Below are 11851 nucleotides of genomic sequence, written 5' to 3'. Positions count from 1 at the left end.
GCCGGAAGGACCCGCCGCCATGATGACCGCCATCTTCGTCTTCATCAAATGCGAGCTGGGCCACGCCAATGACGTGGCGGCCGACATCGTGGACAACGTCGAATACGTGTCGGAGTGCTATTCGACCTCGGGCCAGTACGACCTCTTGGCCAAGTTCAACCTGCCCCGAGACATGGACATCGGCACCTTCGTGACCAAGTCGGTCCAGACCCGGCCCCACGTCCGCGACACCTTCACCGTCATCACCTTCTCGCCGTTCACGTCCAGCCGCTGAGACATCGGGCGCTGACGTAGCGTCATCCGAAATCCCTGCTAGGCTCGCCCCATGAGCGAGCTGGACGACTTCCGCGCTGAAACCCGCACCTGGCTGGAGACGAACTGTCCCCCCGAATGCCGCGGCCCGGCCGAAGAGGACGCCGCCATCTGGGGCGGCCGCAACGCCGTCTTCAAGACGCCTGCGCACAGGCTTTGGCTGGACCGCATGGCCGCGCGCGGCTGGACGGCGCCGGAATGGCCGGTCGAATACGGCGGCGGGGGGCTGAGCCGCGAACAGGCCAAGGTGCTGGCCTCCGAACTGCGACGCATCAAGGCCCAACCGGCCCTGAACAGCTTCGGCGTCTGGATGCTGGGACCGGCGCTTCTGGCCTTCGGCACGGAAGCGCAGAAGCAGCGCTTTCTGCCCGAGATCGTGCGCGGCGAAATCCGCTGGTGCCAGGGCTATTCCGAACCCGGCGCCGGGTCCGATCTGGCGGCGGTCCAGACGCGCGCCGAGGACAAGGGCGACCACTGGATCGTCAACGGCCAGAAGATCTGGACCAGCTATGCCGACAAGGCCGACTGGATCTTCTGTCTGGTGCGCACCGACACGGATGCGCCCAAACATCTGGGCATCAGCTTCGTCCTGTTCGACATGGCGACGCCCGGCGTGACGACGCGGCCCATCACCCTGATCAGCGGCAAGTCGCCCTTCTGCGAGACCTTCTTCGATGACGTGCGGGTGGAGAAGGAAAACCTCGTCGGGACGCTGAACCGCGGCTGGGACGTGGCCAAACACCTGCTGGCCCACGAACGCACCATGATCGGCGCCATGGGCGAGATCGGCGCCGGGCGGCCCGTCGGTCAGGTCGCGGCCGACCATATCGGCCTGGACGAGGCGGGGCGCCTGGACGACCCCATGTTGCGCGCGCGCATCGCCGAGCTGGAGATCGACGCCGCGGCCTTCCGCCTGGCCATGGAGCGGGTCGGCGATCAGGTGAAGGCCAAACAGGCCCATCCGGCCATCGCCTCGATGCTGAAATACTATGGCTCCGAGCTGAACAAGCGCCGCCACGAACTGCTGATGGCGGCCGGCGGCGTCGAGGCGCTGGAGTGGGAGGGCGAACGGTCGCGCAACGGAACCCCCGCCCGCGACTGGCTGCGCACCAAGGCCAACTCCATCGAGGGCGGGACCTCGGAGGTGCAGTTGAACATCATCGCCAAACACCTGCTCCAACTGCCTGGAGCGTGAGCCGATGCCCCTGATCCTGACCGACGAACAGACCATGCTGAAGGACGCCGCCGACGGCTTCCTGAGTGAACATGCGCCCATCGCCCATCTGCGCGAACTGCGCGACACGCGCGATGCCGACGGGGTCTCCCGCGATCTGTGGCGGGCGTTTGGCGAGATGGGGTTCGCGGGCGTGGTGATCCCCGAGGCGCATGGGGGCATGGGGCTGGGCGCCGTCGAGGCGGGGGTGATCGCCGAAAGCCTGGGCCGGACGCTGACGCCCTCGCCCTTTCTCGGCACGGCGGTGCTGGGCGCGCGGACGCTGGCGGCGGGGTCCGAGGATCAGCAGGCCGAATGGCTGCCGCGCATGGCGGCGGGTCAGGCCATCGTGTCCCTGGCCGTCGACGAGGGGGCCAAGCACAGGCCCGACCGCATCGCCACGACCGCCGAACGCCACGGCAACGGCTTCAAGCTGAACGGCGCCAAGGCCATGGTGCTGGACGGCCATGTCGCCGACGCCCTGATCGTCGCGGCGAAGACGCCGGAGGGGACGACCCTGTTCCTGGTCGATCCGAAGACGGCGGGGGTCGGGATCGAACGCACCGTCATGGTCGACGCCCATAACGCCGCCCGGGTGACGCTGACGAACGCCGAGGTGGACGCCGACGCCGTGATCGGTCCGGTCGGCGGCGGCGACGCCATCCTTGACGGCGTGCTGACCCTGGGCCGGGGCTGTGTCGCCTCGTCCCTGGTCGGGGCCGGGGATCAGGCGTTTCAGATCACGCTCGACTACCTGCGCACCCGCAAGCAGTTCGGAAAACTGATCGGCGAGTTCCAGGCCTTGCAGCACCGGGCGGCGCACCTGTTCTCGGAGCTTGAGATCGCCCGCGCCGCGACCCTGGCGGCGCTGCAAGCCGTGGATGCGGGCCGTGAGGATGCGCCGTTGATCGCCGCTGTCGCCAAGGCCAAGGCCGGGCGCGTCGCCGAACTGGCGGTGCAGGAGGGGGTGCAGATGCACGGCGGCGTCGGCATGACCGATGAATTCGACATCGGCCTGTTCATGAAACGCGTGCGGGTGCTGAACGAACTGCTGGGCGATGCGGGCTTGCACCAGGACCGAATGGCGCGGGCGCAGGGGTTCTGAACCCATCGGATTGATCCAGCGCAATCCGGGTGCGCCGCAGGTGACGCTAGGCCTGACGGCGGCTAAAGCTGCCGCAACGGGAGACGACGCACCATGACGACGCGATCCAACGCGCCCCAAAGAAACGCGACCGAGTATCTGACCGGCTTCGGCAACCATTTCGCCAGCGAGGCCGTGCCGGGCGCCCTGCCGGAAGGCTGCAACTCGCCGCAGAAGACGCCCATGGGGCTGTATGCCGAGCAGTTGTCGGGCACCGCCTTCACCGCGCCGCGCAGCGAGAACCGCCGGAGCTGGCTGTATCGTCTGCGGCCGACGGCCCAGCATGGACCCTATAGGCCGTTCGACCAGGGCGGCGTGCGTTCCGGCCCGTTCGACGAGACGCCGCCGAACCCCAACCGGATGCGTTGGGACCCGCTGCCGATGCCGCAAGAGCCGACCGACTGGGTCGAGGGTCTGGTCACCTACGGCGGCAACGGCGACGCGGATTCGGGCGGCGGTTCGGGCATCCACATGTACGTCGCCAACCGGTCGATGACCGACCGCGTCTTCTACTGCGCCGACGGCGAACTGTTGATCGTGCCGCAGCAGGGCGCGCACCGCTTCGTCACCGAGTTCGGCCTGATCGAAGCCGCGCTGGGCCACATCGTCGTCATTCCGCGCGGCGTGCGTTTCCGGGTCGAGGCGGATGAGCCGATCCGCGGCTATGTGTGCGAGAACTACGGCGCGGCCTTCCGCATCCCGGACCTGGGACCGATCGGCGCGAACGGCCTGGCCAATCCGCGCGATTTTGAAACGCCCGTCGCCTGGTTCGAGGACGCCGAGCGTCCGACCGAATGCATCCAGAAATACGGCGGCAAACTGTGGTCCACGACCTTCGCCCACAGCCCGCTGGACGTGGTGGCCTGGCACGGCAACCTGGTTCCGTACCGCTATGACACCGCGCGGTTCAACACCATCGGCACGGTCAGCTACGATCACCCGGACCCGTCGATCTTCACCGTTCTGACCAGTCCGTCGGACACGCCGGGCACGGCCAATATCGACTTCGTCATCTTCCCGCCGCGCTGGATGGTGGCCGAAAACACCTTCCGTCCGCCGTGGTTCCACCGCAACGTCATGAGCGAGTTCATGGGCCTGGTGTACGGCGAATACGACGCCAAGGCGGGCGGCTTCGCCCCCGGCGGCGCGTCGCTGCACAACCGCATGAGCGGCCACGGCCCGGACAAGGCCAGCTATGAAGGGGCGATCAAGGCCGATCTGAAGCCGGTCAAGATCGAGAACACCCTGGCCTTCATGTTCGAAACCCGCATGCCCATCCGCACCACGGCCTGGGCCGAGGGAACCCCGACGATGCAGTTGGACTATGACGACGTCTGGTCCGATTTCGACAAGGGCCGGGTGTCTTGACGTCGCGCGTCCTGGCCGCCGCCCTGGCCCTGATCGCGGCGTCCTGCGCGCCCGCCCCGATCCCCGGCGACACGCCCGCGCGCCCGGTTCAGAGCCTGTCGTCGTCCGAATGCGCGGCGCGGGGCGGGACCATGACCCCGGTCGGGCGGATGCAGACGATGCAATGCGTCGTCACCTATGGCGACGCGGGCAAGGCCTGCACCGACGGCGGCCAGTGCCAAGGCGACTGCCGCGCCCAACCCGACGCCACCCTGCGTGAGGGCCAGTCCGCGCGCGGGGTGTGCCAGGCGACCAGCAACCGTTTCGGCTGTTTCACCACCATCAAGGGCGGCAAGGCCGAGGCGACCCTCTGCATCGACTGAGGCGAGCGGCCAGCCTGGTCGGCGACCCGGTTCAGTCCCGGTCGAAGGCCACCCGCGCGGCGCCCAGCAGGGCGGCGTGTTCGTGGGTGATGACCCAGGTCGGGACCTGGGCCAGATAGGGCTGGAACCGGCCCTTCTTCTCGAACCGCTCGCGGAAGGGGCTGGCCTTCAGGAAGGGCAGGATGCGCGGGGCGATGCCGCCCGCGACATAGACCCCGCCGCGCGCGCCCAGGGTCAGGGCGATGTCGCCCGCCACCGATCCCAGGATGGCGCAGAACCGCGCCAGGGTGGCGCCGCAGGTGCTGTTCGGCTCGGCCATGGCCTGTCGGGTGATCTCGGCCGGATCGTCGATGTGGCTCTCGCGTCCGTCGATCTCGGCCAGGGCGCGGTGCATGTTCAACAGGCCGGGACCGCAGATCAGCCGTTCGATCGACACCCGTTCATAGCGGCGGCGCAGGATGCGCAGGATCTCGTCCTCGACTGCGTCATTGGGCGCGAAACAGGCGTGGCCGCCCTCGGACGGCAAGGCGACCTGACGCCCGTCGACGTCGCGGGCCAGGCCCGAGACGCCAAAGCCGGTGCCCGGTCCCAGGACGGCGAGGGCCGCGTGCGCATCGCCCGCCTCGGGTCCGCCCAGCCGCTCCAGCGCCCCCGCCGGAACGATGGGCGCGCCCCAGGCCTGGGCCTCGAAATCGTTGATCAGGCGGATCGGGTCCAGGCCCAGGGTCTGAAGTTCGGTCTCCGACACCCGCCAGGGCGAATTGGTCAGGTCGATGGTCCCGTCCGTCACCGGCCCGGCCACGGCGATGACCCCGCCCGACGGCTTGATCGCGCAGCCGTCGATGAAGGCCTGAACCCCTTCCAGAAAGGTCGGATAACGTTCGGCCGGGAAGCTCTTATGGTGGTCCAGAACCGGGCCGCCGTCGGTCCAGCGGGCCACGGCGAAGCGGGCGTTGGTGCCGCCCACGTCGCCGACCAGCAGGGTGCGGGGATCGTTCGCCTGGGTCATGCGTCGACCGTCCGGTCGACGATGTTCGGATCGGACGCCGTGTCCTTCGGCTCGGCTGCGCCGACGGACGGCTGGAAACAGACCGAGGCTCCGGCCTCGGCGGCGCCGACGGTGTTGTGGAACACGGTGAACAGTTCGCGGCCATAGCCCCAACCGGCGCCCTCGGCGTGCTCGGGCGACCGATGCGCGGCCGGGCGCGAGGCCAGGTCGCCGACGTCGACCGTGGTCAAGACCCCGGTCTCGGCGTCCAGCCGGATGATGTCGCCGTCGCGGATGTGGGCCAAGGGACCTCCGGCCAGGGCCTCGGGCGACACATGGATGGCGGCGGGGGTCTTGCCGCTGGCGCCCGACATGCGGCCGTCGGTGACGAAGGCGACCTTGAAGCCCTTGTCCTGAAGCACGGACAGGGCGGGCGACAGGCTGTGCAGCTCCGGCATGCCGTTGGCGCGCGGACCCTGGAAGCGCAGCACCACCACCACGTCGCGGTCCAGCCGGCCGTCCTTGAAGGCTTGCAGCGCCTCTTCCTGGGTTTCGAACACGGCGGCGGGCGCCTGGACGATGCGGTTCTCGGGCTTGACGGCGGACACCTTGATCACGGCCCGGCCCAGGTCGCCCTGAACCAGCCGCAGGCCGCCGTCCTTCTGGAACGGGTCCGAGGCGGGGCGCAGGATGTCCCGGTCCAGGCTCTCGGCCACGCCGTCCTTCCAGACCAGTTCGCCGTTCTCCAGCATCGGCTCCTGGAAATAGGCTTCGATCCCCCGGCCCATGATGGTGGTCACGTCGGTGTGGATGTTCCCAGCCCGCGCCAGTTCGCGGGTCACGAAGGCCGTGCCGCCCGCGGCCTGAAAGGCGTTCACATCGGCCGAACCGTTTGGATAGACCCGCGCCAGCAGCGGCGTGACCGAACTCAGCCGGTCCATGTCGGTCCAGTCGACGACGATCCCCGCCGCCCGCGCCATGGCCACCAGATGGATGGCGTGGTTGGTCGAGCCGCCGGTGGCCAGCAGGGCCACGATCATGTTGACGATGGACTTCTCGTCCACGACCTCGGCCATGCGGCCCTCGCCGCTGTGCGTCAGTTCGATCGCCCGCTTGGCCGCCGCCGCCGTCAGGGCGTCGCGCAGGCCCGTCTCGGGATGGACGAAGGCGGTCGAGGGCAGGTGCAGGCCGACCATCTCCATCATCATCTGATTGGAATTGGCCGTGCCGTAAAAGGTGCAGGTGCCGGGCGAGTGATAGCTGCCGATCTCGCTTTGCAACAGGGTCTGACGGTCGACCAGGCCCTGGGCGTACAGGGCGCGCACCCGCGCCTTCTCGGCGTTGGGAATGCCGGACGGCATCGGCCCGGCCGGAGCGAAGACGACCGGCAGATGGCCGAAGGCCAGGGTTCCCATGAACAGGCCCGGCACGATCTTGTCGCAGACGCCTAGGGCCATGACGGCGTCGAAGGCGTCATGGCTCAGCGCCACGCCCGTCGACATGGCGATGATGTCGCGGCTGAACAGCGACAGCTCCATGCCCGGGCGTCCCTGGGTGACGCCGTCGCACATGGCGGGAACCCCGCCCGCGACCTGGGCCGTGGCGCCCAGGTCTCGCGCCGCCTGGCGGATGATGGCGGGGAAGCGCTCGAACGGCTGATGCGCCGACAGCATGTCGTTATAGGCGGTGACCACGCCCAGGTTCGGCGCCTGGCCGCCCATCATGGTCAGCTTGTCGGCCGGGGTCTGGCCGGCGAAGGCGTGCGCCCAGTTGGCGCAGGACAGCTTGGCGCGGGCGACGCCCCGTTCGCGGGCGGCGTCCATGCGGCGCAGATAGTCGGCGCGCGTCGGGCCGCTGCGCTCGACGATGCGGTTGGTGACCTCGGCGACGACGGGGTTCAGGGTCATGGCGCGGTCTCCGTCCACAGCACGTCCAGCGGGACCTTGTGCGCGATCAGGGCGGCGATCGGCGTCACGGTTGGATCACCCGCCGCCTGGTCCTGAAACACCGTCCGCTTGCGGGCGCCGGTCAGGGCCAGGACCACCCGGCCCGCCTGGATCAGATAGGGCAGGTTGATCGACAGGCGCTCCAGGGACGGCGCCGCCCCTTCGCGCCCGGCGGGCACGCCCAGGACTGTCGGGTTCAGGTCAGGGCTGAGCAGGGTCTTCAAGGTCGGGCTGTCGGGGAACATCGAACAGATGTGCCCGTCCTCGCCCATGCCCAGAAGCACGGCGTCCAGCCGTCCCTCGGGACGCAGCGCCGCCGCCGCCATGGCCGCGGCCCGGTCCACGGTCACGGCGGGATGATACAGCGGAACCAGGCGCGCCGCCGTCGCCCGGTCGGTCAGCAGAGTCTGTTTCAGCAGGCGCGCGTTCGACTGATCGTCGCTCTCAGGCACATAGCGTTCATCGACCAGGGTGACGGCGACGCGCGACCAGTCCAGCTCGGTCTGGGCCATGCGCCTATAGATGGACGAGGGCGTCGAACCGCCCGATCCGGCGAAGGTGGCGCGACCCGTCTCGGCGACGGCTTCGGACAAGGCGTCGGTCAGACGCCGGGCGCAGGCGTCGGCCCAGTCGGCGCCGGTGGCGAAAGTCTGGATGTCAGGCGTCATTGGTGTTCCACGCCCGCCCCGTGCGCGACAGCAGCAGGTCCGCCGCCTGGGGACCCCAGGTCCCGGCCGCATAGGGCAGGGGCTTGATATGGGCGCCGGTCCAGGCCTCGGAAACCTCATCGACCCATTTCCAGGCCTGCTCGGCCTCGTCGCGGCGGACGAACAGGGTGGAGTCCCCCGCCATGGCGTCCAGCAGCAGCCGCTCATAGGCGATGCGACGGCGCGGCGCGGCGGCGGTCTTGCCGTCCACGCCCCACGACAGGCTCATCTTGATCGGCTGAAGCTGCATCCGCTGATCCAGGCCCGGCCGCTTGTTCATGACGGTCAGGCTGATGTCCTCTTCGGGCTGCAGCTCGATGACCAGCCGGTTGTCCCGCACCTGGCCCCGGTCGCCGCGATCGAAGATGGAGTGCGGCACCGGCTTGAACTGGATGACGATCTCGGTGCGCTTCTCAGGCAGGCGCTTGCCGGTGCGCATGAAGAAGGGCACGCCCGCCCAGCGCCAGTTGTCGATGTCGGCGCGGATGGCGACGAAGGTTTCGGTGTCCGACGCCTGGCCGCGCTCGGCCGCATAGCTTTCGACGGGCTTGCCGTCGACGACGCCCGCGCCGTACTGGCCGCGCACGGTGACACGCTCGACATCCTCAAGCGTGATGGGCCGCAGCGAGCGCAGCACCTTGACCTTCTCGTTGCGCACCGAGTCCGGGTCCAGGTCGCTGGGCGGCTCCATGGCCACCAGGCACAGCAGTTGCAGCATGTGGTTCTGCAACATGTCGCGCAGGGCGCCGTACTCGTCGTAATAAGGCCAGCGGTCGCCGACGCCGACGGTTTCGCCGACCGTGATCTCGACGTGGTCGATGGTCAGATTGTTCCACAGCGGCTCGAAGATGGTGTTGCCGAACCGCAGGGCGATCAGGTTCTGAACCGTCTCCTTGCCCAGATAGTGGTCGATGCGGAACACCTGTTGTTCGCTGAAGGCGTGGGACACGGCGTCGTCGATCTGACGGAAGCTCTCCAGGTCGCGGCCGACCGGTTTTTCCAGCACCACCCGGTCGTTCGGCCCGGCCAGGCCCGCAGCCTTCATCGCCGTGACGATGCGGGCGTAGAGCGAGGGCGAGACCGCCAGGAAACTGGTCGCGCCGCCGTCGCCGACCTTGGCCTTCAGCGGTTTCAGACTGTCGGCGCTGGTGGCGTCCACGGCCAGATAGTCGAGCCGGGCTTCGAGCCGCCCCCATGAGGCCTCGTCCCAGGCGTCGTCGGACTTGGCCCGCGCCTGGACCGCCGCGCGGACCTTGGCGACATAGGCGTCGCGGCTGTCGTCGGATCGCGCCGCGCCGATGATCTTCAGGCCGTCGGGCAACAGGCCGTCGTGCTCCAGGAAATAGAGCGAGGGCAGCAGCATCCGCATCGCCAAGTCGCCGCCGCCGCCGAAGAGCACCAGAGCCGCCATCCGCTCCCTTTCCTTGCGCGGGCCGCCGCGGCGCCGCTTCGGTTCGTGTTTGGCGGTTCCCGCGCCGTCCGCCAACCGCCACGAGGACGATGAAACACCATGTGACGCCGTCCGTGAAAGGAAACCGCCGCCGCGCGCGGGCGGTTCCGACCGCTGGCGAAGCGTCCAGCTTCGCTCTATCTGCGAACCATGAGCAGGATCGTGATCATCGGGGCGGGGCACGCGGGCGGCACGGCGGCGGCCCTGCTGCGGCAATATGGGCACGAGGGACCGATCCTGCTGGCGGGCGCCGAGAGCGCGCCGCCGTATCAGCGGCCGCCCCTGTCCAAGGCCTGGCTGAAGGGCGAGGCGGATCTGGAAGACCTGCTGCTGCGGCCCGAGAGCTTCTACGCCGAAAAGGCCATCGACCTGCGCACCGGCGTCACGGCGACGGCCATCGACCGCGCGGCCAAGACCGTGACCTTCGCCGATGGGACGGTCGAACCCTATGACGTCCTGATTCTGGCGCTGGGTTCGACGGCGCGGCGGCTGACCGTGCCGGGCGCCGACCGGCCCGATCTGCTGGAGCTTCGGACCCTGGGCGACGCCGAGCGGCTGAAGGCGACATTGGGACCCGGCAGACGGTTGGCGGTGGTCGGCGGCGGCTATGTCGGGCTGGAGGCGGCGGCCTCGGCCCGGGCGCTGGGCGCCGAGGCGGTGGTGATCGAACGCATGGACCGGGTGCTGGCGCGGGTGGCGTCCGCGACCCTGTCCGAACATTTCACCGCCCGGCACCGCGCCGAGGGCGTCCAGGTTCTGACCGGCGCCGAGGTGACGGGGTTCGAGGGCGCGGGCGTGCGCCTGGCTGACGGCCGCCTGGTCGAGGCGGATGCGGTGCTGGTCGGCGTCGGCGCCCTGGCCAATGCGTCACTAGCGGCCGAGGCGGGGCTGGCGTGTGACAACGGCGTGGTCGTGGACGAGACGGCGCGGACGTCCGATCCGTCGATCTACGCCCTGGGCGACATGACCTGGCGTCCCGTGCCCGTCCATGACGGCGCCTGGCGGCTGGAGAGCGTGCCCAACGCCCTGGAGCAGGCCAAACAGGCCGCCGCCGCCATCACCGGCCGCCCGGCGCCCGCGCCCGAGGTCCCCTGGTTCTGGTCGGACCAGTATGATCTGAAGCTTCAGATCGCCGGTCTGCCCTTCGCCGCCGATCGCCAGATCGTGCGCGGCGATCCGTCCGCCCCCGGCTTCGCCGTCTTCCACATGGCGGGGGACCGCATCGTCTGCGTCGAGGCCGTCAACGCTTCGGCTGAGTTCATGGCGGGCAAGCAGTTCATCGGCCGTCGCACCCCGATCGACGATGCGAAGCTGGCCGCAACGGAACAGTCGATGAAATCCGTCGCGCAAAGCTAAGAATAATTCTCAACTAGCCTTGTGCGCCGCGGCGCGGGTCGATAATGCGAGCGCATCGCAATATCAACCTGAGTTCATGATGTCTGTTTCCCCGGCCTCGGCCCTGCGTTCCCTCATCTTCGCCTCCAGCGCCGCCGGCCTGATGTGCGCGGGCCAGGCCATGGCGTCGGACGTTCCGACGGCCGCCGCCGATCCGCAGGATTCGACCAATCTGGGCACGGTCAACGTCGTCGGCCAGACGGTGAAGCGCGAACCTACGGCGCCGGAGTTCACCGCCCCGCTGGAAGACACGCCGCGTTCGGTGGTCATCATTCCGCAGCAGATCATCGAACAGACCGCCGCGACCTCGTTGCAGGACATCCTGCGCACCTCGCCGGGCATCACCTTCGGTGCGGGCGAGGGCGGCCAGCCTCTGGCGGATCGGCCGTTCATTCGCGGTCAGGCCTCGTCCAACAACGTCTTCGTCGACGGCCTGCGCGACTCGGGCGGCCAGCAGCGCGAGGTCTTCAACCTGGAGCAGGTCGAGGTCATCAAGGGTCCCGACAGCGTCTATAACGGCCGGGGTTCGGGCGGCGGCTCGATCAATCTGTCGTCCAAGACGCCGCGTCTGACCGACTTTTCGCGCGGCTCGGTCGGCGTGGGCACGGACAGCTTCGTGCGAGCGACCGCCGACGTGAACCACGTCATCGGCGACACTGCCGCCCTGCGCCTGAACCTGATGGCGTCGCAAGGCGACGTGGCGGGCCGCGAAGCGGTCGATTTCGACCGCTGGGGCGTCGGCGCGTCCTTCGCGGCGGGTCTGGGAACCGACACCACCCTGACCGCCATGTTCTATCACCTGACGTCGAACCAGATGCCCGACTACGGCATCCCCCTGTTCACCAAGATCGGCGTGCGCACGACCGCCAGCGGCATCCTGGACGTGCCCTACGACAGCTTCTACGGCGTGACGGCGCGCGACTATCTGACCACCACGGCCGACGCCGCGACCCTGAAGATCGAGCA

At 69.1% G+C, this 11851-nt stretch carries 11 protein-coding genes; 7 read left to right on the top strand and 4 right to left on the bottom strand.

Features of this window, described 5'->3' with window-relative positions; all coding sequences use genetic code 11:
- The 5 genes from V7D63_RS12285 to V7D63_RS12265 all read left to right on the top strand — a co-directional run.
- A partial coding sequence (locus V7D63_RS12285; RefSeq protein WP_333592571.1) for an Lrp/AsnC ligand binding domain-containing protein occupies positions 1-274 on the top strand: 274 nt, incomplete at its 5' end.
- Positions 275-325: 51 nt separating this feature from the next.
- The gene (locus V7D63_RS12280; protein WP_333592570.1) at positions 326-1507 is read left to right on the top strand and encodes an acyl-CoA dehydrogenase family protein; all 1182 of its coding nucleotides are present in this window, start codon (positions 326-328) and stop codon (positions 1505-1507) included.
- 4 nt (positions 1508-1511) lie between these two features.
- Positions 1512-2630, top strand: a complete 1119-nt coding sequence (locus V7D63_RS12275; protein WP_333592569.1) for an acyl-CoA dehydrogenase family protein — start codon at positions 1512-1514, stop codon at positions 2628-2630.
- A gap of 93 nt (positions 2631-2723) precedes the next feature.
- Positions 2724-4037, top strand: coding sequence for a homogentisate 1,2-dioxygenase (hmgA, locus tag V7D63_RS12270; RefSeq protein ID WP_333592568.1), 1314 nt, complete (start codon positions 2724-2726; stop codon positions 4035-4037).
- Positions 4034-4399: a hypothetical protein gene (locus tag V7D63_RS12265; protein WP_333592567.1), complete on the top strand. Its 366-nt coding sequence runs from the start codon at positions 4034-4036 to the stop codon at positions 4397-4399. The genes hmgA and V7D63_RS12265 overlap by 4 nt, the downstream gene beginning before the upstream one ends.
- Before the next feature lie 31 nt (positions 4400-4430).
- Here the strand turns inward: V7D63_RS12265 and glk are convergent, their stop codons facing one another.
- From glk to zwf, 4 genes are read right to left on the bottom strand one after another with little or no spacing between them, the layout of a single operon-like run.
- The gene (gene glk / locus V7D63_RS12260) at positions 4431-5408 is read right to left on the bottom strand and encodes a glucokinase (protein WP_333592566.1); all 978 of its coding nucleotides are present in this window, start codon (positions 5406-5408) and stop codon (positions 4431-4433) included.
- Entirely contained in the window at positions 5405-7294 is a 1890-nt protein-coding gene (gene edd / locus V7D63_RS12255; RefSeq protein ID WP_333592565.1) for a phosphogluconate dehydratase, read from the bottom strand. Before edd ends, glk begins: the two co-directional genes overlap by 4 nt.
- Positions 7291-8001 carry a 6-phosphogluconolactonase gene (gene pgl / locus V7D63_RS12250; protein ID WP_333592564.1) on the bottom strand — a complete coding sequence of 237 codons (711 nt, stop codon included), beginning with the start codon at positions 7999-8001 and terminating at the stop codon, positions 7291-7293. The genes edd and pgl overlap by 4 nt, the downstream gene beginning before the upstream one ends.
- Positions 7991-9451, bottom strand: coding sequence for a glucose-6-phosphate dehydrogenase (gene zwf / locus V7D63_RS12245; RefSeq protein WP_333592563.1), 1461 nt, complete (start codon positions 9449-9451; stop codon positions 7991-7993). Before zwf ends, pgl begins: the two co-directional genes overlap by 11 nt.
- Before the next feature lie 189 nt (positions 9452-9640).
- Here zwf and V7D63_RS12240 point away from each other — a divergent pair, with 189 nt between their 5' ends.
- Both V7D63_RS12240 and V7D63_RS12235 read left to right on the top strand, forming a co-directional pair.
- The gene (locus tag V7D63_RS12240; protein ID WP_333592562.1) at positions 9641-10846 is read left to right on the top strand and encodes an NAD(P)/FAD-dependent oxidoreductase; all 1206 of its coding nucleotides are present in this window, start codon (positions 9641-9643) and stop codon (positions 10844-10846) included.
- 79 nt (positions 10847-10925) lie between these two features.
- Positions 10926-11851: TonB-dependent receptor (locus V7D63_RS12235; protein ID WP_333592561.1), on the top strand; the 926-nt coding region annotated here is incomplete at its 3' end.

The sequence above is a fragment of the Brevundimonas sp. genome (genome assembly GCF_036732845.1).
In the GTDB taxonomy this organism is placed as follows: Bacteria; Pseudomonadota; Alphaproteobacteria; order Caulobacterales; family Caulobacteraceae; genus Brevundimonas.
The sequence above is the reverse complement of the archived record's forward strand: the minus strand, read 5'-3'. Positions and strand labels throughout refer to the sequence as shown.